The organism is Streptomyces sp. NBC_01515 (assembly GCF_045040345.1).
In the GTDB taxonomy this organism is placed as follows: Bacteria; Actinomycetota; Actinomycetes; order Streptomycetales; family Streptomycetaceae; genus Streptomyces.
Genome location: NZ_CP109416.1, coordinates 3,810,643 through 3,835,013, shown reverse-complemented (window position 1 = coordinate 3,835,013; position 24,371 = coordinate 3,810,643). Strand labels below are relative to the sequence as shown.

General features: G+C 71.5%; 24 protein-coding genes. 14 read left to right on the top strand and 10 right to left on the bottom strand.

The window, feature by feature from the left end:
* The first annotated feature begins 4 nt into the window (after window positions 1-4).
* The 6 genes from OG407_RS16920 (at window position 5) to OG407_RS16895 (ending at window position 6,581) form a co-directional block, all read left to right on the top strand.
* Window positions 5-1,240 carry a lipid-transfer protein gene (locus tag OG407_RS16920; protein WP_405858914.1) on the top strand — a complete coding sequence of 412 codons (1,236 nt, stop codon included), beginning with the start codon at window positions 5-7 and terminating at the stop codon, window positions 1,238-1,240.
* A gap of 114 nt (window positions 1,241-1,354) precedes the next feature.
* The gene (locus OG407_RS16915; RefSeq protein WP_405858912.1) at window positions 1,355-2,989 is read left to right on the top strand and encodes a DHA2 family efflux MFS transporter permease subunit; all 1,635 of its coding nucleotides are present in this window, start codon (window positions 1,355-1,357) and stop codon (window positions 2,987-2,989) included.
* A gap of 94 nt (window positions 2,990-3,083) precedes the next feature.
* Window positions 3,084-3,632 carry a SigE family RNA polymerase sigma factor gene (locus OG407_RS16910; protein ID WP_403598891.1) on the top strand — a complete coding sequence of 183 codons (549 nt, stop codon included), beginning with the start codon at window positions 3,084-3,086 and terminating at the stop codon, window positions 3,630-3,632.
* 29 nt (window positions 3,633-3,661) lie between these two features.
* Window positions 3,662-4,468 (top strand): hypothetical protein, encoded by an 807-nt coding sequence (locus OG407_RS16905; protein WP_405858910.1) that lies wholly within the window; start codon window positions 3,662-3,664, stop codon window positions 4,466-4,468.
* A 128-nt stretch (window positions 4,469-4,596) separates the two neighbouring features.
* A complete protein-coding gene (locus OG407_RS16900) occupies window positions 4,597-5,550 on the top strand; it encodes a GNAT family N-acetyltransferase (protein ID WP_405858908.1) in 954 nt (317 codons plus the stop codon).
* Window positions 5,551-5,780: 230 nt separating this feature from the next.
* The gene (locus OG407_RS16895) at window positions 5,781-6,581 is read left to right on the top strand and encodes a class I SAM-dependent methyltransferase (RefSeq protein ID WP_405858906.1); all 801 of its coding nucleotides are present in this window, start codon (window positions 5,781-5,783) and stop codon (window positions 6,579-6,581) included.
* Between the two features lie 28 nt (window positions 6,582-6,609).
* Here OG407_RS16895 and OG407_RS16890 read toward each other — a convergent pair whose 3' ends face one another.
* Entirely contained in the window at window positions 6,610-7,242 is a 633-nt protein-coding gene (locus tag OG407_RS16890) for a response regulator (protein ID WP_403599115.1), read from the bottom strand.
* Window positions 7,243-7,628: 386 nt separating this feature from the next.
* Here OG407_RS16890 and OG407_RS16885 point away from each other — a divergent pair, with 386 nt between their 5' ends.
* Window positions 7,629-9,191 carry an alpha-L-arabinofuranosidase B gene (locus OG407_RS16885; protein ID WP_405858904.1) on the top strand — a complete coding sequence of 521 codons (1,563 nt, stop codon included), beginning with the start codon at window positions 7,629-7,631 and terminating at the stop codon, window positions 9,189-9,191.
* Here OG407_RS16885 and OG407_RS16880 read toward each other — a convergent pair.
* Genes OG407_RS16880 through OG407_RS16865 form a run of 4 tightly spaced genes read right to left on the bottom strand, consistent with a single transcriptional unit; the run spans window position 9,169 to window position 12,363 of the window.
* Complete coding sequence (locus OG407_RS16880) at window positions 9,169-10,482, bottom strand: sensor histidine kinase (RefSeq protein ID WP_405858902.1); 1,314 nt, start codon at window positions 10,480-10,482, stop codon at window positions 9,169-9,171. The two genes, OG407_RS16885 and OG407_RS16880, sit on opposite strands and share 23 nt — an antisense overlap.
* A gap of 17 nt (window positions 10,483-10,499) precedes the next feature.
* Window positions 10,500-11,216, bottom strand: a complete 717-nt coding sequence (locus OG407_RS16875; RefSeq protein ID WP_405858900.1) for an ABC transporter permease — start codon at window positions 11,214-11,216, stop codon at window positions 10,500-10,502.
* The gene (locus OG407_RS16870) at window positions 11,213-11,401 is read right to left on the bottom strand and encodes a hypothetical protein (protein WP_405858899.1); all 189 of its coding nucleotides are present in this window, start codon (window positions 11,399-11,401) and stop codon (window positions 11,213-11,215) included. The genes OG407_RS16875 and OG407_RS16870 overlap by 4 nt, the downstream gene beginning before the upstream one ends.
* Window positions 11,401-12,363: an ABC transporter ATP-binding protein gene (locus tag OG407_RS16865; protein WP_405868444.1), complete on the bottom strand. Its 963-nt coding sequence runs from the start codon at window positions 12,361-12,363 to the stop codon at window positions 11,401-11,403. The genes OG407_RS16870 and OG407_RS16865 overlap by 1 nt, the downstream gene beginning before the upstream one ends.
* 469 nt (window positions 12,364-12,832) lie before the next feature.
* Here OG407_RS16865 and OG407_RS16860 point away from each other — a divergent pair, with 469 nt between their 5' ends.
* From OG407_RS16860 to OG407_RS16850, 3 genes are read left to right on the top strand one after another with little or no spacing between them, the layout of a single operon-like run.
* A complete protein-coding gene (locus OG407_RS16860; protein ID WP_405858897.1) occupies window positions 12,833-13,702 on the top strand; it encodes a MaoC/PaaZ C-terminal domain-containing protein in 870 nt (289 codons plus the stop codon).
* Between the two features lie 56 nt (window positions 13,703-13,758).
* On the top strand, window positions 13,759-14,835 hold the full coding sequence (locus OG407_RS16855) for a Zn-dependent alcohol dehydrogenase (protein WP_405858895.1): 1,077 nt from the start codon (window positions 13,759-13,761) through the stop codon (window positions 14,833-14,835).
* A gap of 37 nt (window positions 14,836-14,872) precedes the next feature.
* On the top strand, window positions 14,873-15,823 hold the full coding sequence (locus OG407_RS16850) for a 3-oxoacyl-ACP reductase (protein ID WP_405858893.1): 951 nt from the start codon (window positions 14,873-14,875) through the stop codon (window positions 15,821-15,823).
* A 77-nt stretch (window positions 15,824-15,900) separates the two neighbouring features.
* Here OG407_RS16850 and OG407_RS16845 read toward each other — a convergent pair whose 3' ends face one another.
* A complete protein-coding gene (locus tag OG407_RS16845; protein WP_199810983.1) occupies window positions 15,901-16,068 on the bottom strand; it encodes a hypothetical protein in 168 nt (55 codons plus the stop codon).
* A 125-nt stretch (window positions 16,069-16,193) separates the two neighbouring features.
* Window positions 16,194-17,495 (bottom strand): hypothetical protein, encoded by a 1,302-nt coding sequence (locus OG407_RS16840; RefSeq protein WP_405858891.1) that lies wholly within the window; start codon window positions 17,493-17,495, stop codon window positions 16,194-16,196.
* 198 nt (window positions 17,496-17,693) lie between these two features.
* Between OG407_RS16840 and OG407_RS16835 the strand changes: the two genes are divergently transcribed.
* From OG407_RS16835 to OG407_RS16825, 3 genes are read left to right on the top strand one after another with little or no spacing between them, the layout of a single operon-like run.
* Window positions 17,694-18,566 (top strand): Nif3-like dinuclear metal center hexameric protein, encoded by an 873-nt coding sequence (locus OG407_RS16835; protein WP_403598850.1) that lies wholly within the window; start codon window positions 17,694-17,696, stop codon window positions 18,564-18,566.
* Window positions 18,563-19,306: a zinc ribbon domain-containing protein gene (locus OG407_RS16830; RefSeq protein WP_405868442.1), complete on the top strand. Its 744-nt coding sequence runs from the start codon at window positions 18,563-18,565 to the stop codon at window positions 19,304-19,306. Before OG407_RS16835 ends, OG407_RS16830 begins: the two co-directional genes overlap by 4 nt.
* 12 nt (window positions 19,307-19,318) lie before the next feature.
* A complete protein-coding gene (locus OG407_RS16825; RefSeq protein ID WP_405858888.1) occupies window positions 19,319-20,794 on the top strand; it encodes a bifunctional RNase H/acid phosphatase in 1,476 nt (491 codons plus the stop codon).
* Here the strand turns inward: OG407_RS16825 and eda are convergent.
* Together eda and yaaA are read right to left on the bottom strand one after the other, a co-directional pair.
* Window positions 20,786-21,427: a bifunctional 4-hydroxy-2-oxoglutarate aldolase/2-dehydro-3-deoxy-phosphogluconate aldolase gene (eda, locus tag OG407_RS16820; RefSeq protein WP_405858886.1), complete on the bottom strand. Its 642-nt coding sequence runs from the start codon at window positions 21,425-21,427 to the stop codon at window positions 20,786-20,788. The two genes, OG407_RS16825 and eda, sit on opposite strands and share 9 nt — an antisense overlap.
* A 95-nt stretch (window positions 21,428-21,522) precedes the next feature.
* On the bottom strand, window positions 21,523-22,305 hold the full coding sequence (gene yaaA / locus OG407_RS16815; RefSeq protein WP_405858884.1) for a peroxide stress protein YaaA: 783 nt from the start codon (window positions 22,303-22,305) through the stop codon (window positions 21,523-21,525).
* Between the two features lie 103 nt (window positions 22,306-22,408).
* Here yaaA and OG407_RS16810 point away from each other — a divergent pair, with 103 nt between their 5' ends.
* Window positions 22,409-23,848 (top strand): RNB domain-containing ribonuclease, encoded by a 1,440-nt coding sequence (locus OG407_RS16810; RefSeq protein WP_405858882.1) that lies wholly within the window; start codon window positions 22,409-22,411, stop codon window positions 23,846-23,848.
* Here the strand turns inward: OG407_RS16810 and OG407_RS16805 are convergent.
* Entirely contained in the window at window positions 23,799-24,359 is a 561-nt protein-coding gene (locus OG407_RS16805; protein ID WP_405858881.1) for a hypothetical protein, read from the bottom strand. The genes OG407_RS16810 and OG407_RS16805 overlap by 50 nt on opposite strands.
* Between the last annotated feature and the right edge of the window lie 12 nt (window positions 24,360-24,371).

Here is a 24,371-nt window from a genome sequence, read left to right as displayed (position 1 = left end):
CGCCATGAAGGCCTATGCCGCAGGTGTCGGGATGACGAGGTTCGAGAAGCCCGAGACCCGGGAGTGGCAGTACTGGGACATGGCGAGGGAGGCGGGGAACGCCGCCCTCGCGGACGCCGGGATCTCCTACGGCGACGTAGAACAGGTTCTCGTCGGCTACTGCTTCCAGCCCTCGACCGCGGGCCAGCGCGCAGCCTATGAGCTAGGTCTCACCGGCATCCCCGTCTACAACGTCAACAACAACTGCGCCACCGGCTCGACCGCCCTGATGCTGGCCCGGCAGCTCGTGGAGGGCGGGGCCGCCGACTGCGTGCTGGCGCTGGGCTTCGAGAAGATGAAGCGGGGCGCGTTGGGCGGAGGGGCGGACAGCGGGGACTTCTCGACCTCCCCCGTCGCCCGGCACTACGGCGTCATGGCCGCCCGGCACGGCTTCGAGATGACCCCGCCCACCGCCCAGATCTTCGGCGACGCGGCCCGCGAACACATGGAGAAGTACGGCACCACCGAGGCGCAGCTCGCCGCCGTCGCCGCCAAGAACCACCGGCACTCCGCGCACAACCCGAACGCCCAGTTCCAGGACGTGTACGACGTCGACGACATCCTCGCGGCGCGGGTCGTCCACCATCCGCTCACGAAGCTCCAGTGCTCACCGACTTCGGACGGAGCCGCGGCGGCGGTCGTGGTCTCCGAACGCTTCGCGGAACAGCGGCAGTTGGCGAGGGGGACGGGACCGGGTGAGGGTGCGGGCTCGCTCGTCGAGATCGTCGCCCAGGCGATGACCACCGACACCGAGGACTCCTTCGCGTCCGGCTCGTGCATCGACGTCGTCGGCCAGCCCATGTCCCGGGCCGCCGCCCGCCAGGTCTACGAACGGTCCGGACTCGGCATCGAGGACGTGGACGTCGTAGAACTCCACGACTGCTTCTCGATCAACGAACTGCTGACGTACGAGGCGCTCGGCATGTGCGAGCCGGGGGAGTCGGGGAAGCTCGTCGAGTCCGGGGCGACGAGCTACGGCGGGCGCTGGGTGGTCAACCCGTCCGGCGGGCTGATCTCCAAGGGACATCCGCTGGGGGCCACCGGGATCGCCCAAGTCGCCGAGCTGGTCTGGCAGTTGAGGGGGACGGCGGGGGAGCGGCAGGTGCCGGGGGCCGAGGTGGGGCTCGCGCACAACATCGGATTGGGCGGGGCGGCCGTGGTGACCCTGCTGCGGGCGGTGCAGGGCCTGCGGGCGGTGTAGGGCCTGCGGACGGTATAGGTCCGGTGGGCGGTGTAGGTCCTGTGGTCTAGGTCCTACGGCCCTCCCACCTCCCGGGCGAAATGCCGATGCAAGGGGCGCGGGCCGGTTGAGAGTATGACCACCATGCCCCGAGCCGCTGACGTCTCCCGAATATCCCGCCTGTTCCCCCGCGGCGCGGCACCGCCCGCCTGGCTGGTCGTGGCGCTCGCGTGTGCCGGGCAGTTCCTCGTCGTGCTCGACGTGTCCGTCGTCAACGTGGCGCTGCCCTCGATGCGGACCGACCTGGGGATGAGCGCGTCCGGGCTGCAATGGGTCGTCAACGCGTACGCCATCGCCTTCGCCGGGTTCATGCTCCTCGGCGGCCGGGCCGGTGACCTCTACGGCCGCAAGCGGATGTTCCTGGTCGGGCTCGCGCTGTTCACCCTGGCCTCGCTGTGCGGCGGACTGGCCCAGGACGGCTGGCAGTTGCTGCTCGCCCGGGCCGTGCAGGGACTGGGGGCCGCGGTGCTGGCGCCCTCGACACTGACCATCGTCACCTCGGCGGTGGCGGAGGGCGCGGCCCGCGCCCGGGCCATCGCCACCTGGACGGCCGTCGGCGCCGGCGGCGGGGCCGCGGGCGGACTCGTCGGCGGGGTCCTCGTGGACACCCTGTCCTGGCGGTGGGTGCTCCTCATCAATGTGCCCGTCGGCGCGGTGGTACTGCTCAGCTCGCTGCGCTGGCTCCCGGAGAGCCGCGCCGGAGACCGGCGGCGGCTCGACCTGCCCGGCGCCGTCCTGGTCACGGCGGGGCTCGGCGTGCTGGCCTACGGCATCTCGCAGACCGAGGCCAGGGGCTGGACGGCCACCGCCACCTTGCTTCCGCTGGCCGCCGGACTCGCGCTGATCGTGCTCTTCCTCGTCGTCGAAGCGCGTACGGCGGCTCCGCTGATGCCGCTCGGACTGTTCCGGGCGCGGGCGGTGTCGTCGGCGAACGCGGCGATGTTCCTGTCCGGCTCCGCGATGTTCTGCATGTGGTTCTTCATGACCCTGTACGCACAGAACGTGCTCGGGTACACCCCGCTGGAGGCGGGGCTCGCGCTGGTGCCGAGTTCGCTCGCGGTCCTGCTCGGCTCCAAGTCGGCGCCCCGTTTCATGCCGGTGCTCGGCGCGCGCAACGTGGCCGTCATCGGGACGCTGATCGCGGCGGTGGGCTTCGGCTGGCAGTCCCTGATGACCGCGCGGGGCGACTACCTGACCGAGATCATGTTCCCCGGAATCCTGATGATGCTCGGCGCCGGCCTGACGGCCACGCCGCTCGCCGCGCTCGCCACGTCCGGGGCCGCGCCGGGGGAGGCCGGGCTGGTCTCCGGGCTGATCAACACCTCGCGCACGATGGGGGGTTCGCTGGGGCTCGCTGTCATGTCGACGATCGCCGCGGCGCGTACGGCGCGGGTGGCGGGCGGCGGTGGGGGGACGCCGGAGGCGCTGACCGAGGGGTACGCGCTGGCGTTCCGTACGGGGGCGGGGGTGCTGCTGGGTGGGGTGGTGCTGATGGCGGTGTGGCTGCCGTGGGGGAAGGGGAAGGGGGCGGGGCCTGCTGTGGCGCGGGTGAGTGCGAGTGCGAGCGCGGATGGGGAGGTTGTGGTGGACGGGGAGGTTGTGGTGGACGCGGAGGGCGTGGCGGATGGTGTGGTCGGTGCGGACCCGGGGGCGGCCTCGGATCCGGCGGCGGCCTCGGACGGCGCGGCTTCCACGAGTTTCGAGAAGTGAGGCGACGGTTTCGAGGAGTGAGGCAACGGTTTTTGAGAAGTGAGGCAACGGTCCGGGCTGCTCATGGACTCCTTTAGACATCTAGGAGGTGCCCATGGGGGATCGCAAGCAGGCTCGGGAGGCTCGGGATGACGGGTTCCAGAGCTTTGTCATCGGCCGCTGGCCGCGGCTGATGCGGACGGCATTTCTTCTGACGGGGGAGCAGCACGCCGCGGAGGATCTGGTCCAGTCGACGCTCGAACAGACCTTTGTGGCCTGGCGCAAGGTCGGCGCGGCCGACGATCCGGAGGCGTACGTACGGCGCGTGATGATCAACGCGCACGCACGCAAGCACCGGAGACGACTCAAGGAGTTCCTGGCGCCCAAGGACGACTCGGGCCTGGTGCGAGAGATCGCCGACACCGGCGACCGCATCGCCCAGGCCGAGGACCGCAGCGCCCTGTTGCAGGCACTGGCCCAACTGCCGCCGAGGCAGCGGGAGGCGGTGGTGCTGCGGTACTGGGAGGACCTGACCGAGACACAGACGGCCCAGGCGATGGGCTGCTCGGTCGGCGCGGTGAAGAGCAACGCGGCCAAGGGGATCGCGAAACTCCGCGCCATACCGGGACTCGCCGAGATGGTGACGCAGGGAGGGCGGAAGTGATGAGCGCGGACCGGGAGACGAACCAGACCATGACGGACAGAGACATCGCCCTCCTGCTGGCCGACGCCGCGGACGAGGTCGAGATCGGCATAGCCCCCTACCAGGCGGTGATCCGCGGCGGACGCCGACGCCGGGCCCGCCGCTGGGCACTCGCGACGGCGGCGGCACTGGTGATCGTCGGCGGATCGGGCACGCTCGCGTTGGCCGGGCTGCGCGACGGGAACGGGGTCGAGGTGTCGCCCGCGGTGACACAGCGGGCGACCGAGCCGTCGACGCCGGAGGACCGGCATGTGTACGTGCCGCAGGAGACCCTGCTCGCGACGGGCACCGAGCAGGGCCAGGCGTGGTACGTCACGGTCGACGTGTGGGGCGCCCCCCGCACCCTGGCGGAGGCCGAGGGCCAGCTGAGGTCCATGTCCAGCAGGCACGAGGAACCCTGGGACAAGGACCGGGCGTCCGCGCTGGTCGGCAAGATCACGTACTTCGTACGACGGGCCGTCGGGAGCGGCGAGCCGGGTCTCCTGATGGGTGACTCGGCCTCCGAGCAGGACACCATGGCGGGCACGGACCTCAAGTCGGGCGCGACCTCCCTGGACCCGAAGAAGACCGACGGTCCCGCGCGTCTGGTCGTCGGCCAGGTCGCCAAGACCGCGCAGGAGGTCACCTGCACCTGGAAGGACGGCACGTCCACCGTGGCCCGCAGGGTGGCCGCGGGGGCCGACGCCAGCAGCGGCGAAGCGTCGATCCGCCCGGCGGCCGGCTCTCCGGACAACTGGTTCGCATGCGTGGCCCCGGCGGGGACTGCCTACGAGTCGGCGGAGGTGACCACCAACTAGGGCTGCGGCGGGCACCGTTCGCGCCGGGCCGTGACGCGCGGCGGTCGGCCTCCGTAGGTGACCGTCGCGATGGGCGGCCCCGGAAAACGGTTCGCCGACTTCGCGGGGCCCTGACACAGTGGCCCACCATGACGAACGTCGAGCTTGTCACCGCCGCGGAGTTGCGGCTCATGCAGGGGCTGGCGCAGCGGGTCACCGCCGTCCGCCCGGAGCTGGTGAACGCCGAAGCGATGTTCGGCGAGCTGGCCTGGAACTGGGGCAAGGGGCAGGCCGCCGCCGACACGGGCCGACCGCGTCGGCTGTGGTTCTCCGGCGGGGACCTGGTGGCGTGGGGCTGGGCCCGACTTCCGCACCGGGTACGCCGGAACGACGGTTCGGTGAAGGACAACACCGAGGCCTGCCTCACGTACCAGGTCCACCCCGACCACGCCGGGCTCATCGACGAGGTGATCGACTGGTACGACGGCACGGCGGCGGGCATCGAGCGGACGGTGATGCCCAGCGCCGCCGACGAGTCCGCCCTGAAGCGATGGGCGGCACACGGCTACGAGACCGACTCGGCCGCGCTCGGCGACACCGGTTCCTGGACCCAGCTCAACGAGCGGGACCTGACGGACCTGGAACAGCCGGTACTCCCAGAGGGGTTCAGCTTCCGCACCGCCGACGAGGTCGGCCCCGAGGCCGCGGTCCAGGCCCACCTCGACGCCTGGGCTCCCTCGGCCTACACGGCCGAGAGCTACGAGAGCGTCCGCCGGACCCCGGGCTACCGCGGCGACCTGCACATCCTGGGGGAGGCACCGGACGGCACGATGGCCTCCTCGACCATCATGTGGCTCGACGAGGCGAACAGCACCGCCGAGTTCGAACCGGTCGGAACGCATCCGGAATACCGGCGACAAGGGCTGGCAAGAGCGATGCTCCTCCACGGGATGCACCGAGCACGAGCCTCCGGCGCCACCCACATGACGGTCGCCTGCCTGGGCGCACCGGGACATCCCCGGGCACGCGGCCTGTACTACGGGCTCGGGTTCCGGGAGCTGTCGCGGGACGCACCGCTTGTGAAGGCTGCGGGCGTGGGGTGAGGGCTGAGTTCTTGAAAAGTGTGGCCGGCGTGACCGGGAGTGCCGTCCTGGTGGGCCTGGGGCGGGGTGTCGGCATGGTTTCACCGGGCCCCTGGGGTGGTGCCCTTTCGGTGTCGACTCCCGCCCCGTACACGGGAGTTGACGGGGTTCGTGCGGGCGTCCTGGATGCTCGCTGACCTGGGTTTTCGGTCTGTCCGCTTCTACGATCGGCGTATCGGAGAGGGGGCCGGATGGACCGGGCGGATCGGAATCGGCGTGGGCGGGACATACGCACGGTCGACGACGTACTCCGGCTCCTGGACGGGCTGTTCGCGCCGGAGGCCGACCGTTGGAGTTCGCGGGGTGCCTCCTGGTGGGACGGGTTCTATGCCGACCGTGACAGGCCGGTGCCGTTCTTTGTGGCGAAGCCGGACGAGAACCTGGTCGGGTATGTCGATCGGGGGCTGATAAGCGGGGGTGGCCGCGCTCTGGACCTGGGGTGCGGTCCGGGGCGCAACGCGCTTCAACTGGCCGCGCGGGGCTTCGAAGTGGACGGGGTGGATCTGTCGCCTACGGCTGTCGCTTGGGCGGAGGAGCGGGCGCGGGACCGAGTGGGGGAGGCGGGGGTGGGGGGAGGGGAGGGGGAGGGCCCCCAGGTTCGCTTTCACTGCGGGGACGTGTTCGCCCTCCCCCGTACCGAACTCCCCGGCCCCTACGACCTCGTCTACGACTCCGGGTGTTTCCATCACCTGCCCCCGCACCGGCGCATCAGCTACCTCGCCCTGCTGGACCAAGTCCTCGCACCCGGCGGGCACTTCGCGCTCACGTGCTTCGCCGCCGGCGGGATGGGGTCCGAGCTGCCCGATGCCGAGCTCTATCGCGGCTCCGGGCTTCAGGGCGGGTTGGCCTACACGGATGATGAACTGCGGTGGATATTCGGGGAGTTGGAGGTGGTCGAGGTGCGCCGGATGCGGGATGAACCGGACGCCTCGCCGTGCTTCGGGGAGGACTTCCTCTGGACGGCGTTGTTCCGCCGGGGGACCGGAGCGTAGGGCGGCGGCGGGCCGGGGGAGTCGGGGGCTACAGCCAGCCCTGTTGTCGGGCCTCCCGCATCGCCTCCATGCGGTTGCGGGTGCCTGTTTTGCCGATCGCTGACGAGAGGTAGTTGCGGACAGTCGACTCGGAGAGGTGGAGTTTCGTGGCGATGTCGGAGACTGTCGCGCCGTCCACCGAGGCCTTGAGGACGTCGCACTCGCGGGCGGTGAGGGGATTGGGGCCCGCGCTCAGGGCGGCGGCGGCCAGGGCCGGGTCGATGACCGTCTCGCCGGTCAGGACGCGGCGGATCGCGGCGGCGAGGTCCTCGACCGGGCCGTCCTTCACCAGGAAGCCCGCCGCGCCCGCCTCCATCGCCCGGCGCAGATAGCCCGGGCGGCCGAAGGTCGTGAGGATCAACACCCGGCAGTCCGGGGCCTGTTCGCGGAGTTCGGCGGCGGCTTCCAGGCCGCTCATGCCGGGGAGTTCGATGTCGAGGAGGGCGACGTCGGGGCGGTGGGTCAGGGCGGCGTCCACGATCGTGTCACCCCTCCCGACCTGGGCGACGACCTCCAGGTCCGCCTCCATGCCGAGCAGCAGGGCGAGCGCGCCGCGCATCATGCCCTGGTCCTCGGCGAGCAGCACTCTGACGGACTTGGCGGGCCGGTGGTCCCGGGGCATCTCATCCACGGGGCAAGAGTAAGGCCCAGGGAGACCCGGGGTGGTTGTCAAAAACTCTTCATTGTTCGCGTCCGCGAGTCTTGACGGTATCCGGCTGCGGGCAAACAATCGCCTCGGCATTCTGTAATCGCCTTTGAATTTCCGGGTGCCGGGCCGCTTTCGGGAACCTTTCGACAAACTCTCGACAGTTCGACATTTCGATCGCGAATTGGTTCGGCATTTCGATCGAACGGCGTTCGGTATATCGACCGCACCGATCGGGCGCCGACGCTCCACCCGCACCCGCACCCTCACCCGGACCCGCGTCAACCACCCGCACTCGCACCCGCACCCGCGTCAACCACCCGCACCGCCCTACCAGGAACAGCAACAGAATGAGGTGCACCGTGTTCTTGAGATTCCTCCGCACCCGGCCGCGCCGGCTGAGAAACGCCACCCTCGCCGCCCTGTCCGCGCTCGTGACCGTCCTCGCGCTGGCCGTCGGCGTGCCGCAGGCCTCGGCCGCCACCTCGCTGCCGTGCGACATCTACGCCACCGCCGGAACCCCCTGCGTCGCCGCGCACAGTCTCGTCCGGGCGCTCTACTCCTCGTACAACGGCTCGCTGTACCAGGTGCAGCGGGCCTCCGACAGCACCACCGCGAACATCGGGCCGCTGGCGGCCGGGGGGTATGCCAACGCGGCGGCGCAGGACTCGTTCTGTGCCGGTACGACCTGCGTCATCACCAAGATCTACGACCAGTCCGCGCGCCACAACGACCTCACGATCGAGGGCGCGGGCGGGGCCGGTGTCGCCGATGTCGGGGCGCCCGCGGACGCGCTGCCGGTGACCGCCGGCGGGCATCAGGTCTACGGCCTGGAGATCTCGGCCGGCATGGGCTACCGCGACAACGCCACCTCGGGCGTGGCCACCAACGGTGCCGCCGAGGGGATGTACATGGTGACGTCGGGCACCCACGTCAACGGCAGTTGCTGCTTCGACTACGGCAACGCGGAGACCAGCAACCAGGACACCGGCAACGGTCACATGGACGCGATCAACTTCGGTACCGAGTGCTGGTTCTCGCCCTGCTACGGCGGGGGCCCCTGGGTGCAGGCCGACCTGGAGAACGGGCTGTTCCAGTCGGACTCCGGGTACAGCAAGAACACGGCGAACACCGGCACCGGCGCGATACCGTTCGTCACCGCTTTGCTGAAAAACAACGGTCAGGACCATTTCGCGCTGAGATCCGGGAATGCGCAGTCGGGGAGTCTCACGACCTCCTATTCCGGGGGTGAACCCACCACGAGTGGTTACTCGCCCATGCATCAGGAAGGCGCGATCGTCCTGGGCACCGGCGGGGACAACAGCAACGGCTCCATCGGCTCGTTCTTCGAGGGCGTCATGACCGCCGGCATCCCGACCGACGCCGCCGACGACTCCGTACAGGCGAACATCGTGTCCGTCGGCTACGGTGCCTCGACCGGCACCACCGGGACGCTGGCGGCCGGTTCGGAGATCTCGCTGCGCGCGACCACCTCGTGCTGCACCGGCGACTACATCCGGCACCAGAACAACGCGGCGGTCCTCTCGGCCATCACGTCCAGCAGCGCGACGCTCGACAAGAGCGATGCCACCTGGATCGTCCGCAGGGGACTCGCCGACAGCTCCTGCTACTCGTTCGAGTCACGGAACTATCCCGGTGACTTCCTGCGCCACTACAACTACCAGCTCTACCGCCAACCCATGGTCGGGACAACGCAGTTCAGACAGGACGCCACGTTCTGCGCCTCGACCGGCAAGAGCGGCACGGGCACGTCGTTCGCGTCGTACAACTACCCGACCAGATATCTCCGGCACTACAACTACAACGTCTACATCGCGAGCGACGGCGGCTCCAACGCCTTCGACAGCGCCACCTCGTGGACGGACGACGTGAGTTGGGTCGTCACGGCTCCCTGGGCGCCGTAGACCCAGCCGTAGACCCAGCCGTAGTCACGACGGAGGGCGTCAAGTCCGCCGACTCCACCGGGAGTTCGGCGGTGACCGTGAAGCCGCCGCGTGGTGACGGGCCGGCCCGCAGGGAGCCGCCCGCCACCGCGAGGCGTTCCGTCAGGCCCTTCAGACCGGTCCCGCCGATGCCCTCGGCGGGACCGGTCGCAGGGGAGTTCCCGTCCCTCAGGCTGTCCCCGGGGCCGTCGTCCGCGATCGTCAGGCGGACGCGGTCCATGACCCCGTCGAACGTGATCTCGCAGCGGGTCGCGCCGCTGTGCCGTACGACGTTGGTGACCGCCTCGCGGACCACCCAGCCCAGCAGGGCCTCGTTCTGCGGGGTCAGCAGCGGGCCCGACTGACGGACGACCGGGTCGATGTCGGCGGCGGACAGGGCGGAGCGGGCGCGGTCCAGTTCGGTGGCGAGGCTGCCCTCGCGGTAGCCGGTGACGGCCTCGCGGATCTCGGTGAGCGCCTGCCGGCCCACGGCCTCGATGTCGGTGATCTGGCCGAGCGCCGCCTCCATGTCGCGGGGTGCGAGGCGCCGGGCCGCCTCCGACTTCACCACGATCACCGAGAGGGTGTGCCCGAGCAGGTCGTGCAGGTCGCGGGAGAACCGCATCCGTTCCTTCTCGACCGCCCGGCGCGCCAACTCCTCGCGGGCGGAGCGCAGTTCGCGTACGGCCTCGGAGAGGGAGAGGATCGCCGCGGTCACCATCGTCGACAGGAACGTGCCGTAGGCGATGTTGATCGCGTCCCAGCCGGACCGGTACACGGAGACTGCGGCGGCGAGGGCGGTCAGGGCGAGGCCGACCTGGCCGAGGCGCGGGCCCCGGACGACGGCGCCCGTGGCGAGGCCGAGCAGGGGGAAGAAGTAGAGCCAGCTGCCACCGTAGCCGAGGGCGAGGCCGCAGGTGATCAGGCCCATCACGATCAGCGCGACCACGGTCGAGACCGCCTGGCGCTTCTCCTTCACGAAGGAGCGGAACACCACATAGATGTAGAGGGAGTTGAAGGCGAACAGGCCCAGGCCGCCGATCCAGGGGTTGGAGGTCTTGCCCTGGAGGAGGTTGGAGAAGGAGCCCATGCCCATCAGGAGCCACGGCAGCAGGGTGAAGCCGGTCGGCGGCGGGCCCGGGTTCTCGGGCCACTCGCCCCTGCGGCGGGCCTCCTTCTGCGCGGCCTTGAACTCCGCCATGTCGGCCTTCCAGCGGGCCCGCTCCGCCCGCCAGTGGCGTACCTGGCAGGTGATCCCTCGCATCCAGGACATCTCTCTCGCTCCCCCGGTCACACGGTCCGCCCGGTCCGGCGGTACGCCAGCACAGCGTACGAACCGAACGCGAGCAGCCAAGCTGTCAGCACCACGATCGCGCCGAGTGCCGGGGCATGCCCGTCGGCGACGGAGGTGCCGAGCTCGGCGAAGCGGTTGGTCGGGGTGTAGTGGGAGATCGCGCGCAGCCAGCCGGGGAAGAGGCTGATCGGGAACCACAGGCCGCCGAGCACCGCGAGCCCCATGGTGCAGGCCATGTTCGCGACGCCGGTGGTCTGGGAGGTGAGCCCGTAGCCGTTGCCGAGGCCGAGCAGGGTGAAGGGGATCGAGCCGAGCCACAGCAGCAGCGCGATCGCCGCCCACTGCCAGACGTCCAGCCGTACGCCGTTGACCAGACCGCCCGCCGTGAGCACCGCGACGATCGAGGGCAGCACGGTCACCGAACCGGTCAGCGCCCGGCCGAGGACGACCTGGCGCGGGGTCATCGGGGTCACCCGCAGCTGCCGCAGCCAGCCGATCGCCCGGTCCTCGGCGACCCCGCCGCCGGTGTTGAGGGCGGAGCCGACCGCGCCGTAGGCGGCCATGCCGACCATCGCCGTGGCCTTGTAGCCGCTGTCGTCACCGCCGAGGTTCGTGAACAGCAGGTACATCATCACGGGCATCGCGACACCGCCGATCACGAAGCCGACGTCGCGCAGGGTCCGGCGTACTTCGAGGCGCAGGTAGTCGATCATCGGACGGTCTCCGTCTCGTGGGAGGTGCGGGATGTGGAGGTGCGGGAAGTGGAGGTGCGTTTCGGGGACGCGGGGGTGGCCTCGCGGCCGCGGGTGATGTCCGGGCCGGACGCGGCGACGCGGTCGGCCGCGAGGTCCGCGTGGCGCAGGGGGCGGAGGTCTCCGAGCCGTGGACGGTCGAGCATCAGCGGGTCTCCGTCCCGGCTCCGGTGCCGGCGAGGAACGTGTCGTTCGGGGTCACCGGGTTCATGGCGCCGACTCCGGTGCGCGGGGCGTCGGCCTCGGGGGACGTCAGCGCCAGGAACGCGTCGTCCAGCGACGCCGGCGTGACCTCCAGGCCACGGATCGCGTCCAGGTCCGCCAGTGCGCGCACGGTCGCGTCCGAGTCGTCGGTGCGCAGCAGGGCGCGGTCGCCGCGTACTTCGACGGTCCGTACGCCGGGCAGCAGGCGCAGCCCCTCGGTGGCGCGGCCCGCCAGGTCGAAGGAGACGAGGCTGCCGCCCGCCGCCCGCTTGAGCTGCTCGCCGGTGCCGTCCGCGACGATCCGGCCGCGGTCGATGACGACGATCCGGTCGGCGTGCGCGTCCGCCTCCTCCAGGTAGTGCGTGGAGAACAGGACGGTGTGCCCGCGCCGGGCGTACGCCCGCATCGACTGCCAGAACGCGTGCCGCGCCTCCACGTCCAGCGCTGCGGTCGGCTCGTCGAGCACGATCAGCGACGGGTTCCCGGCCAGCGCCACGGCGAACCGCACCCGCTGTGTCTGCCCGCCCGACAGCCGGTCCACCCGCCGCCCGGCCAGGTCGCCGATCCCGGCCAGCTCCAGGGCCCGCGCGACGGGCATCGGCGCCGGATAGCACCGGGCGACGAAGGCGACCAGCTCGCCGACGGTGACCCGGGGCACCGCCCGCGACTCCTGGAGCATCGCTCCGACCAGGCCGTTCCGTACGGCCAACTCCGGTGCGGCGCCGAAGAGTTCGACCGTGCCGGCGTCGGGCGCGTTCAGCCCGAGCAGCAGCGAGATCGCCGTCGACTTGCCCGCGCCGTTGCGGCCGAGCAGCGCGACCGTCTCGCCGCGCCCGATCTCCAGGTCCACACCGTCCACGGCACGCACCGCGCCGAAGGTCTTGACCGCCCCCGCGAAGGACACGGCACGCTCTGTCCGGTCCGCAGTCCCACGCGCCGCCCGGCTCGCCGAACCGCCGGCCGCCCGGTTCGCAGTCCCGCCTGCCGCTCGTCCCGCGGTCCCGTCCGCCGCCCGGCCCGCCGAACCACGTGCCGCCCGGCCCGCCGCCCCACCTGTCTGTGTCATGGCTACGACGCTACGGATCCGGGCCCCTCGCCCGGCAGATGCGCATGTACGGACTCGGGCAGGACAAATGTCACGGGCGCCGGTGCCGGTGTGGATGCCGGTACCGACACCGACCTGACGCACCGTCAGGAGCCTTCACAAGTGCGGGGCGCTCGGCTATACAGAAGGGCGCCGGACTGGAACGCGTTCTAGGTCGGCCCGTGACGACCTCGGTGCGGCCGACGGTGCGGACGGCCGCACCGGGGTCTCTCGCCACCATGACGCACGCCGCCGCCACCGACGTTCGCCGCCACCGAACAGGAGCCCCATGCCGATCGACGCCGCCAGGGCACTCGCCGCCGAACCCCGCTCGGGAGAGATCTCCTGGACCACCAAGGACGTCCAGCTCTACCACCTCGGCCTCGGCGCGGGCACCCCCGCGACCGACCCCGACGAGCTGCGCTACACCCTGGAGTCCCGGCTGCACGTCCTGCCGAGTTTCGCCACCGTCGCGGGCAACGGCTCGCCCGGCGTGATCAGCGGCCTGTCCATGCCCGGTGTCGAGGTCGACCTCGCCCGCGTCCTGCACGGCGGCCAGTCCCTGCGCCTGCACCGCCCGATCCCGGCCCGGGGCACCGCGACCAGCACCAGCCATATCGCCGCCGTGTACGACAAGGGCAAGGCGGCCGTCCTCGTCATGCGCACCGAAGTCGCCGACACGGACGGCCCGTTGTGGACCAACGACGCGCAGATCTTCGTACGGGGAGAGGGCGGCTGGGGCGGCGACCGCGGCCCCTCCACCCGCCTGGAGGCCCCAACGGGCAACCCCGACAAGGTGGTTGAGCGGCGCATCCGCGAGGACCAGGCCCTCCTCTACCGCCTCTCCGGCGACTGGAACCCGCTGCACGCCGACCCCGAGTTCGCCAAGCTCGCCGGGTTCGACCGGCCCATCCTGCACGGCCTGTGCACCTACGGCATGACGCTGAAGGCGGTCGTCGACACGCTGCTCGGCGGCGATGTGAGCCGGGTGCGCGCCTACGACACACGGTTCGCCGGAGTGGTGTTCCCCGGCGAGACGCTGCGCATCCGCATGTGGCGGCAGGGCGATGCCGGTGCCGGCACCGTGCGGGTCGCGGTGAGCGCCGTGGAACGGGACGACGCGCCCGTCCTCGCCGACACGACCGTCGAACACTCCTGACCCCGAATGACCGCCGAACACTCTTGAGCCAAGCCCGAGTCGAGGGGAGCCGCATCATGCTCGCAGCCGTACTGCACGAGATAGGCCAGGACAAACTGGAGGTCCTCGACGACATCGAGGCCGTGGGATTCGGGCCCGGCCGGGTCAGGATCCGGGTGCGCGCCACGGGGCTGTGCCACTCGGACCTGTCCGCGATGGCCGGCGTACTGCCACAGCCCGCCCCCTTCGTACCCGGACACGAGGGCGCGGGCGAGATCCTCGAAGTCGGCGAAGGCGTAAGCCACTTGAAGCCCGGTGACCGGGTCGTCGTCTGCTGGCTGCCCGCCTGCGGGGTGTGTCCCGCCTGCAAGCGCGGCCAGACCCAGCTGTGCCTGGCCGGGTTCATGAACGCCGGCACCCCCAACTTCAAGCGCCCCAGCGGCGATGTCTTCGGCTTCGCGGGCACCGGCACCTTCGCCGAGGAGGTCGTCGTCGACGCGGGCTGCGCCGTACCGATCCCCGACGACGTACCCTTCGACATCGCCGCCCTCATCGGCTGCGGGGTCACCACCGGACTCGGCGCCGCCCTCAACACCGCCGACGTGGAGGCCGGTTCGTCGGTCGCCGTGATCGGCTGCGGCGGCGTCGGCATCTCCGCGATCCAGGGCGCCCGGCTCAAGGGCGCCGCCGAGATCGTCGCCGTCGACCCGGTCGCGTCCCGCCGCGAGGCCGCCCTCAAGTTCGGTGCCACCAGGGCGATTTCACCGGACGAGCTGCCCGACGCCAAGCAACAGGTCACCGGCGGCGAGGGCTTCGACTACGTCTTCGAGGTCGTCGGCCGCTCCGCCACCGCCCGCACCGCCTACGAGAACACCCGGCGCGGCGGCACCCTCGTCGTCGTCGGCGCGGGCGCCCTGGACGACTATCTCCAACTCAGCATGTTCGAGCTGTTCTTCGACGAGAAGCGCATCCTGCCCTCGATGTACGGCGGGGGAGACGTCCTGCGTTCCTACGAGCGCACGATCGCGCTGTGGCGGGCGGGCCGCGTCGACCTGGAGAGCCTGATCACCCACCGGGTGCCGCTGGCCGACATCAACGAGGCCCTCGACCAGATGCGCCAGGGGACGGCCCTGCGCACGTGCATCGAGATCTGAGGGATCCGAGGGCGCCTCTTCTACTGAAAGGACCTTGATGTCACTGCCACTTGAGGGCCTCTCCGCGATCGTCACCGGCGCCGGACGCGGGCTCGGCCGGGCCGAGGCGCTGGAGCTCGGCCGGCTCGGCGCGGCCGTCGTCGTCAACGACTACGGGCAGCCGGGCCGGGACGGTTCGGGGGCGGCGTCCGCCGGTCCCGCCGAGGAGGTCGCCGCCGAGATCCGCGCGGCGGGCGGCCGGGCCACCGCCCACACCGGGGACGTCGCCGACTTCCAACAGGCCGCCGATCTGGTCGAGTTGGCGATCGCCGAGTTCGGCAGGCTCGACATCCTCGTCAACAACGCGGGCATCCTGCGCGACCGCATGGTCTTCTCCATGACGGAGGGCGAGTGGGACGCGGTGATCCGGGTCCACCTCAAGGGCCACTTCAACACGACCCACTTCGCGGCCCGGCACTGGCGCGAGCGCTCCAAGGCGACCGGCGCACCGGTGTACGGCCGGATCGTGAACACCTCCTCCGAGGCATACCTCGCGGGCTCGGCCGGACAGCCCAACTACGCGGCGGCGAAAGGCGGAATCGTCGGCCTGACCACCTCCACGGCCCTCGCCCTCGCCAAGTACGGCGTCACCGCGAACGCCATCTGCCCCCGCGCCCGCACCCGGATGACCGAGGACGTCTTCGCCGGGTTCGGGGAGAGCGGCGACGGCCTCGACCCCCTTGCACCCGAACATGTCGCCCCGCTCGTCGGCTACTTGGCCTCACCCGCCGCCGAACGGATCAACGGCCAGCTCCTCGTCGTCCACGGCGGCATGGTCGCGATCGTCGAACGCCCGCACGTCCAGGCCAAGTTCGACAGCAAGCAGGACATCTTCAGCTACGACGAGCTGGACGCCGTACTCACTCCGCACTACGCGGAGCGACCGCCGGGGGAGACCTTCGCGGCGGCCGAGGTGCTGGGACTCAAGCGGGAGCCGGGCACGGCATAGGGAACGCGGCGGCCCCGCCCGTCCGGAGACGAGCGGGGCCGTGTCGTGCGCGATGGTGCAGGACGTCTGACGTGTCGTCAGACCGCCGCGTACTTCGACTGCGTGGACTGCTCGGACGGCTTGCGGTGACGGCCGTGGGCGGCCGAATCGCCGTCCTGTGCCGAGACCGGACCCCGGTGCTTGCCGTGACCGGAGGCGTCGTGTGTGTCGGCAGACATGGTCTGCGCGGTGTTCGAGTCGTTCATCGGAAAGTTCACCCCGTTGCAACATGATCCTTCATACAGCCCGGCGATCTTATCCAGCCGTTCCCGGGGTGAAGCGAGGCGGACCGCCGTCCGGAACGAGTTCGTTACCGAGCCGCACCACTTTGTTACCCGACGGCCACCCGGCCGTTGAGCGGCGCTTCCCGCAAGGGCACCGGACGCGGCGCGACCGGCACCGGAGGATCCGGTCGTGACGGTGCCGACGGCGACGGCGCGGCCTCCCCAGGCGCGCCCCCCGTCCCGTCCCGAACCGGATCCTCCGGGCGTGTCTCCCCCGTACCCCCCACGCCCCCCGTGGCCGCAGCGGACCCCGCGTCCCCTGCTTCCCCCAGGCCCCCCGTTCCCCCCGCCCCCCTGGGCACCGCGAACCGCGCCACACCGCACGGCACTTCCCGTGTGGCGTACGGCAGTCGCAGCACCCCGTCCTCGGTCCACAGCCCGGCGCCCGCCAACCACCCCTCGGGCGCCGGGAGTTGGAGCAACTGCCGCTCGGCGGGCCGCCATACGGCGAACCAGGTGCCGGCCGGCCCGTCGACGCGCAGCGCGACCCCGCAGTTCTCCGGCATCAGCACCTGCCCCGGCTGGATCGCGAACGGCGTCACCGTGCAGTCCGGCAGTCGCAGGCACTCCGGGAACCGCACCGGCAGCGTGGAGCCGACGACCCCCCAGCCCAGCCGGTCCCCCCGGCCCGGCGAGGGCGCGTCCGAGCGGATCAGGAGCAGTCCGCTGTCGGGGTCGGCCGCGAGCAGCCGGTCGTCGCTGTCCGCGGCGATCTGCAGCAGCGGCGACACCTCCCCGTCCCGCTCCAGGTCGACCACGATCGCCTTGGTCCGCCCGCCGACCTCCCGGTCCAGGGCCAGCATCCGCCCGGCCCGGTCCAGCCAGACCCCGCCCGAACACCGCCCCGGGACCATCGCGAGATGCTCCGGCCCAAAGGCCCCGCCCGCCACCAGCCACACGGCGGTCGAGCGCCGGCCCACGGCGAGGGCGTACGCCTTCTCGCCCCCCGGCGCGGGCGGCAGCAGCCGCAGCCGGGTGTCCGGGTCCGGGCACTCGACCGCGCCGAGCGGCAGCTCACCGGTGCCCGGACCGGTCGGGTAGAGCAGCGAGAACGCGTGCCGCCCGTCGACCAGCCGCCGGATGAGCACCCGCCCGTCCCCCATCGGCTGCACCTCGGTGCCGGGCTCCTCCGGCTGGTTGCCGGGCAGCGGCACGGCGTACGGCTCGGGGCCGTCCAGCGTCCACCGCTCCGGGAACAGACAGTCGCCGGCCGGCGCGAGGCGGGCGGCGTACGCCCCGTCCGCGGTGATCGCACACGCGGTGCCACCGTTCCGCGGGACCCCGCACTCGTCCCCGCATTCGTCGCCGTCCTCGTCCGCCGCCGTGGGCTCGATCGCACAGGCCGTCATGGTTCGGTCACCTCCGGCCACGAAACTAGTTTTCGCACGTACGGACGTGGGACCGATGAGCAGCCGCTTCACCAATAAGGGTGGCCAAGTAACGATTCGCCTGAGGAAACGGGGGCGGGTGTGCTGAACGGGGCCGCGCACCTCCGTACGGCCGGTTCAGCGGTTCAGCCGATCGGTCCAGCCAGGTAGCCTTTCCCCGTGCCCCGTCAGTCCGTACCCCGCCTGTCCGAAGTCATCGCCGCGCTGGAGAACCTGTGGCCCGCCGAGCGGGCCGAGTCCTGGGACGCGGTCGGCACCGTCGTGGGCGACCCGGACCAGGACGTCACCCGCGTGCTGTTCGCCGTCGACCCGGTGCGGGAGATCGTCGACGAGGCCGTGAAGCTGGGCGCCGACCTGCTGGTCACCCACCACCCCCTCTACCTGCGCGGTACGACCACGGTCGCGGCCTCCACCTTCAAGGGCCGCGTGGTGCACACCCTGATCAAGCACGACATCGCGCTGCACGTCGCCCACACCAACGCCGACCGAGCCGACCCGGGAGTCTCCGACGCCCTCGCGGGCGCGCTGGACCTCAGGGTCGTAGGACCGCTCGTACCGGACCCGACCGATCCGGAGGGCCGCAGGGGCCTGGGCCGGATCTGCGAACTGGACCACCCCCTGACCGTCCGCGACCTCGCTGCCCGCGCCGCCGAGCGCCTGCCCGCCACCGCGCAGGGCATCCGCGTCGCGGGCGACCCCGACGCCCTGGTCCACCGGATCGCGGTCAGCGGCGGCTCCGGCGACAGCCTCTTCGACGACGTACGAGCGGCAGGCGTGGACGCGTTCCTGACAGCGGACCTCCGCCACCACCCCGTATCCGAGGCCCGCGCCCACACTCCTCTCGCGCTGCTCGACGCGGCGCACTGGGCCACCGAGTGGCCCTGGTGCGAGCTGGCCGCCGCCCAGCTCGACGAGATCTCCGACCGCGAGGGATGGGACCTCAGGGTCCATGTCTCCAAGACGGTCACCGACCCCTGGACCGCCCACGCGGCGTCCACCACCACACCTGACAAACCTGGAGCCCCCAACTGAACGCCGCGCCCGCCGACCAGATCCGCCTTCTCGAAGTCCAGGCCCTCGACGTACGCCTGTCGCAACTCGCGCACAAGCGCAACTCCCTGCCCGAGCACGCCGAGATCGACTCGCTGACCAAGGACCTCACCCAGCTGCGCGACCTGCTCGTGGCCGTGCAGACCGAGGAGAGTGACTGCGCCCGCGAGCAGACCAAGGCCGAGCAGGACGTGGACCAGGTGCGCCAGCGCGCCACCCGCGACCAGCAGCGCCTCGACTCCGGCGCCGTCACCTCGCCCAAGGACCTGGAGAACCTCCAGCGCGAGATCGTCTCCCTCGCCAAGCGCCAGGGCGACCTGGAGGACATCGTCCTCGAAGTCATGGAGCGCCGTGAGTCCGCGCAGGAGCGCACCGCCGAACTGACCGAGCGGGTCGGTTCCGTGCAGGGCAGGATCGACGACGCGACCGCCCGCCGCGAGGCCGCGTACGAGACCCTCGACGCCGACGAGGCCACGGCCGAGAAGGAGCGCGAGGTCGTCTCGGCGACCATCCCCGCGGACCTCCTCAAGCTCTACGACAAGCTCCGCCAGCAGCAGGGCGGCATCGGCGCGGCCAAGCTGTACCAGCGCACCTGCCAGGGCTGCCGCCAGGAGCTCGCCATCACCGACTTCAACGAGGTCCGCGCCGCGGCCCCCGACACGGTCGTACGCTGCGAGAACTGCCGCCGCATCCTGGTGCGCACGTCCGACTCCGGCCTGTAAGGAGCTTGCGCCGTGCGGGAGTTCATCGTCGAGGCGGACGGCGGTTCCCGGGGAAACCCGGGCCCCGCGGGCTACGGTTCGGTGGTCATCGACGCGACGACGGGGGAGACCCTGGCGGAGGCGGCCGAGTACATCGGCATCGCCACGAACAACGTCGCCGAGTACCGGGGCCTGGTGGCCGGCCTCCGCACGGCCCACGCCCTGGACCCCGCCGCCCACATCCACGTCCGCATGGACTCCAAGCTGGTCGTGGAACAGATGTCGGGCCGCTGGAAGATCAAACACCCCGACATGAAGCCGCTGGCGGCAGAGGCGGGCGGGGTGTTCCCTGCGGACCAGGTGACGTACGAGTGGATTCCCCGAGCCCAGAACAAACACGCCGACCGCTTGGCCAACGAGGCGATGGATGCGGGGAAGCGGGGCGAGCCGTGGTCGGCGGCGAGTTCGACGGCGGAGTTGGATGTGCGGGCGCGGCGGTCCGGGTCACCTGACCCGGCGGGGCCGCCCGGGGACGCGGCAGCGGGCGCGGCAAGTACAAGGGCGGCACTCGCAGACTCCGGCTCAGATGCGCGCCTCAAGGGGCGCGACAGCGATCAGCTTTCCGACGCGGGCCCGGGCGAGGCACCTGTGGGCCGCGGGCGCGCCGAGCTTTCCAGTGCAGGCTCAGCCGAGGTTTTTCAGGGGCGCGGGACACATGCGGGGCTTTCCAGTGCAGGCTCGGCCGACGCTCTTAAGGGGCGCGGGGAACTGCGCGACCAGCCCCCACCGGCCGGCACTGTGACGACAACCGACAAAACCACCGCCGACACCCGCGCAGCCCGCAACGTAGCGACCCCCAGCGCCGGTTGGGCCCCCGCGGACATGGGCGCCCCCGCGACCTTCGTCCTCCTACGCCACGGCGAAACCCCCCTCACCCCCCAGAAACGCTTCTCAGGCAGCGGCGGAACGAACCCCTCCCTCTCCAACGTCGGCCAGGACCAAGCCACCCGGGCCGCAACCGCGTTGGCAGCCCGAGGCACGATCCAGCACATCATCGCCTCCCCCCTCACCCGCACCAGGGAAACCGCCGCAGCCGTAGCAGACCGCCTCGGCCTGCCCGTGACGATCGAAGACGGCCTGCGCGAAACGGACTTCGGCGCCTGGGAAGGCCTCACCTTCGGCGAGGTACGCGACCGCTACCCCGAAGACCTGACCACCTGGCTGGCCGACCCCACGGCCCAACCCACCGGCGGCGGCGAGAGCTTCGCGGACACGGCAACCCGAATCGCCGCCACCCGGGACAAGCTGACCGCGGCCTACGCGGGCCGCACCGTCCTCCTCGTGACCCACGTCACCCCGATCAAGACGTTCGTCCAACTCGCCCTGGGCGCCCCACCGGAGTCCCTGTTCCGCATGGAACTCTCGGCCGCCTCGATCTCGGCGGTGGCGTACTACGCCGACGGCAACGCGAGCGTACGACTCTTCAACGACACGTCCCACCTACGCTGAGCGCAGCGCCGCCGCCTCCCGGGCCAGCACCTCGACCCGCCCCCAGTCCCGCGCGGCCACCGCATCCGCCGGAAGCATCCAACTCCCGCCCACACACCCGACGTTGGGCAAGGCCAGATACTCCGGCGCGGAGTCGACCCCTATCCCCCCGGTAGGACAGAACCGCGCCTGCGGCAACGGCCCCGCCAGCGCCTTGAGATACGCCGTACCCCCCGAGGCCTGAGCCGGGAAGAACTTCATCTCCCGCACCCCGCGCTCCAACAGCGCGACCACCTCGGACGTGGTCGACACCCCCGGCAGAAACGGCACCCCGGACCCCTGCATGGCCTCCAGCAGCAGTTCGGTCCACCCGGGACTGACAAGGAACCGCGCCCCCGCCCCCACGCACTCCTTCACCTGCCCCGGAGTCAACACGGTCCCCGCCCCCACCACGGCCCCCGACACCTCACCCGCGATGGCCCGCAAAGCCTCCAGCGCGCCCGGCGTCCGCAAGGTCACCTCAATCGCGGGCAGCCCCCCGGCGACGAGCGCCCGCGCGAGCGGCACCGCATCGGCGACGTCCTCGATGACGACGACGGGCAGCACAGGAGCAAGATCGAGCAGGCCAGAGGAAGGCGACGGCGAGGAAGGCATGCCCACATCCTGCCGAGCCGATGCAGCACACGCAAAGCCCATTGCGCACACTGCAACGCACGCGCTCAAAACCCCTCAGTGACGCTCGAAAACCCTTAGTGGATCTCGTCCACCAACACATCCAACGCCCAAGCCCGCCCCGCCTGCGAAGGCACCTCCGCCTCCACCTCGTACCCCAACCCCCGCAACGCCTCCACCAACTCACCCGGCGTCCCCGGCACCCCCGCCGAGGTCAACAGACTCCGCACGATCCGCCCCTTCGTCGCCTTGTTGAAGTGGCTGACGACCTTCCGCGTCGGCGCGTGCAGCACCCGTACGGTCGCCGTCCGCCCCGCGACCTCCCCCTTCGGCTTCCACGCCCCCGCATACGCCGAGGACCGCAGGTCCAGGACGAGCCCGTCCCCGGCGACCTCCGGCAGCACCGCCGCCATCGGGGCCCGCCAGTGCGAGCCCAGCGCGCCGAGCCCGGGCAGCCGTACCCCCATCGAGCAGCGATACGACGGAATCCGGTCCGTCACCCGCACCGCGCCCCACAACCCGGAGAACACGAGCAGCGAGCGCGCGGCCCGCCTCTTCGCGGCGGGTTCGAGCGAGGCCAGGTCGAGGGCGTCGTAGAGAACCCCCGTATAGATCTCCCCGGCGGGCCGCGCACCCGCCGTCCGCAGGTCGACGTTCTTCGCGATCTCGCCGCGCAGCCCCTCACTCAGCCCGAGCACCTCGCGTGCCTTGTCCTCGTCGGCCGCGCACAGGTCGACGAGTTCGTCGAGTACGGCGGCGCGGGCGTCGGCGAGTCCCGGCAGCGACAGCGACTCCGGCTTGAGGGGGGCACCGCGGCCGGAGGAGGCCTTGCCTTCGGAAGGCGGCAGCAGGACGAGCACGGCGGGTTTCTCCTTAGGGGACTTCTGGGGAGCTTCTGGCTTACATGGGGGCCTGCGCCAGCGTAAAGGGTGCGGGCCTGCGGATTGTGCCTACGCTCGTGACATGCCCAGCCGCCGTATCCGGGTGACCGGCACCCCCGAAGCCCCGCTCCGCGCCGCCCTCACCGCACTCCGCACCGAACTCGGCGTACCCGAGAACTTCCCGCCGGAGGTGCTGGCGGAGGCGGAACGCGCCGCGAAGGCACCGGCCCCGCCCGCCGAGGACGCGACCGACATCCCCTTCTTCACCATCGACCCGCCCACGTCCATGGACCTGGACCAGGCGATGCACCTGTCCCGTAGGGGGAGCGGGGGGACAGGCTTCCGCGTCCGGTACGCCATCGCCGACGTCGCCGCCTTCGTCGTCCCCGGCGGCGCGCTGGACGCGGAGGCCCACCGCCGCGTGACCACCCTCTACTTCCCCGACGAGAAGACCCCGCTGCACCCGCCCCTGCTGAGCGAGGGCGCCGCGAGCCTGCTGCCGGACGTGACCCGGCCGGCGGTGCTGTGGACGATCGACCTCGACGCGGACGGCCGTACGTCCGCCGTCGACGTCCGCCGCGCCCTCGTCCGCAGCCGCGCCAAACTCGACTACGCCACCGCGCAGCGGCAGATCGACGCGGGCACCGCCGAGGAGCCGCTCGCGCTGCTGAAGGACATCGGCGAGGCGCGCGAACGCCTGGAGGTCGAGCGCGGCGGCATCTCCCTCAACGTGCCCGAGCAGGAGATCGTCGAGCGCGGCCACACCTACGAACTCGCCTACCGCGCCCCGCTCCCGGCCGACGGCTGGAACGCCCAGATCTCCCTCCTCACCGGCATGGCCGCCGCCGCCCTGATGCTCACGCACGGCACCGGCATCCTGCGCACCCTGCCGATCGCCCCCGACGGCGCCGTCGGCCGTCTGCACCGCACCGCGCACGCCCTGCACATCGACTGGCCGCACCACATGCCGTACGCGCAGCTCATCCGCTCCCTCGACCCGCACCTCCCGCACCACGCGGCCTTCCTCCAGGAGTGCACGACCCTGCTGCGCGGCGCGGGCTACACGGTCTTCCGCGACGGCAACCTCCCGCCCGTCACCACCCACGCGGCGGTGGCCGCCCCCTACACCCACTGCACGGCACCCCTACGGCGCCTCGTCGACCGCTACGCCTCCGAACTCTGCCTCGCCCCCGGCAACCCGCCCGCCTGGGTCCTGGCCGGACTCGACGCCCTCCCCAAACAGATGGCCGACGGCACCCGCCTCGCCGGCACCGTCGAGCGCGAGTGCGTCGACATCGTCGAGGCGGCCCTGCTGAAGGACCGCGTCGGCGACCTCTTCGACGGCTATGTGGTGGACGTGGACGAACGCCAACCCACCGTCGGAAAGGTGCAGTTGGACACCCCGGCCGTCGTCGCCCGCCTCGAAGGCGGCACGACTCCGCTGCCGCTGGGGGAGCGCCTGCGCGTCCGCCTCACCCAGGCGGACCCGGGGACGTCGAAGGTACGGTTCGCGCCCGCCTGACCGCTTCCAGATGAGCCTGAAGGGTCGCTACGACGCGGTCGGCGTCGTCGGCGTGGAAGTGGACGGTGTCGACCTCCCGCCGTCGGCCGAGGAGGGTGAAGTGGGTTACGGACTGGGCGAGTTGAAGGGTGACGGTGGTGCGGAAGGCGACGGGGAGGTCGAGTTCGCCGTCGGCCCGGCGCCGGGCCGTCCGCAACTCGCCCCGGACGGAGGCGATATGGCTCAAGGGGATGAGCAGATCGGCGCGGGTGGCCCGCCGGAGCCGTAGCGCACATGTGTCCGTGTCCAGCAGGTGCGGGCGGGCGACGGAGGCCGCGTGCAGGGCGACGACGGACGCGACCGCCAAGAGGCCCAGGACCGGCACCACTTGGTGGAGCACCGGCCAGTCCCGCAGCAGCACCGACATGGTGAGGGTCTCCAGGACGCACGCGAGCGCCGACCCGGCCACCAGGGCCCGTCGCGCCCGCGCATACCCGAACACCCGCCCGCCGCCTGCCCAGTTGGTCCTCATGGGGTCAGTGCA

Excerpts from the sequence above, each read along its gene's own strand:
- OG407_RS16920 (WP_405858914.1), top strand. The coding sequence starts at position 5 with ATGAAGGCCTATGCCGCAGGTGTCGGGATGACGAGGTTCGAGAAGCCC.
- OG407_RS16915 (WP_405858912.1), top strand. The coding sequence starts at position 1,355 with ATGACCACCATGCCCCGAGCCGCTGACGTCTCCCGAATATCCCGCCTG.
- OG407_RS16910 (WP_403598891.1), top strand. The coding sequence starts at position 3,084 with ATGGGGGATCGCAAGCAGGCTCGGGAGGCTCGGGATGACGGGTTCCAG.
- OG407_RS16905 (WP_405858910.1), top strand. The coding sequence starts at position 3,662 with ATGACGGACAGAGACATCGCCCTCCTGCTGGCCGACGCCGCGGACGAG.
- OG407_RS16900 (WP_405858908.1), top strand. The coding sequence starts at position 4,597 with ATGACGAACGTCGAGCTTGTCACCGCCGCGGAGTTGCGGCTCATGCAG.
- OG407_RS16895 (WP_405858906.1), top strand. The coding sequence starts at position 5,781 with ATGGACCGGGCGGATCGGAATCGGCGTGGGCGGGACATACGCACGGTC.
- OG407_RS16890 (WP_403599115.1), bottom strand. The coding sequence starts at position 7,242 with ATGCCCCGGGACCACCGGCCCGCCAAGTCCGTCAGAGTGCTGCTCGCC.
- OG407_RS16880 (WP_405858902.1), bottom strand. The coding sequence starts at position 10,482 with ATGTCCTGGATGCGAGGGATCACCTGCCAGGTACGCCACTGGCGGGCG.
- OG407_RS16875 (WP_405858900.1), bottom strand. The coding sequence starts at position 11,216 with ATGATCGACTACCTGCGCCTCGAAGTACGCCGGACCCTGCGCGACGTC.
- OG407_RS16870 (WP_405858899.1), bottom strand. The coding sequence starts at position 11,401 with ATGCTCGACCGTCCACGGCTCGGAGACCTCCGCCCCCTGCGCCACGCG.
- OG407_RS16860 (WP_405858897.1), top strand. The coding sequence starts at position 12,833 with ATGCCGATCGACGCCGCCAGGGCACTCGCCGCCGAACCCCGCTCGGGA.
- OG407_RS16855 (WP_405858895.1), top strand. The coding sequence starts at position 13,759 with ATGCTCGCAGCCGTACTGCACGAGATAGGCCAGGACAAACTGGAGGTC.
- OG407_RS16850 (WP_405858893.1), top strand. The coding sequence starts at position 14,873 with ATGTCACTGCCACTTGAGGGCCTCTCCGCGATCGTCACCGGCGCCGGA.
- OG407_RS16845 (WP_199810983.1), bottom strand. The coding sequence starts at position 16,068 with ATGAACGACTCGAACACCGCGCAGACCATGTCTGCCGACACACACGAC.
- OG407_RS16840 (WP_405858891.1), bottom strand. The coding sequence starts at position 17,495 with ATGACGGCCTGTGCGATCGAGCCCACGGCGGCGGACGAGGACGGCGAC.
- eda (WP_405858886.1), bottom strand. The coding sequence starts at position 21,427 with ATGCCTTCCTCGCCGTCGCCTTCCTCTGGCCTGCTCGATCTTGCTCCT.
- OG407_RS16810 (WP_405858882.1), top strand. The coding sequence starts at position 22,409 with ATGCCCAGCCGCCGTATCCGGGTGACCGGCACCCCCGAAGCCCCGCTC.
- OG407_RS16805 (WP_405858881.1), bottom strand. The coding sequence starts at position 24,359 with ATGAGGACCAACTGGGCAGGCGGCGGGCGGGTGTTCGGGTATGCGCGG.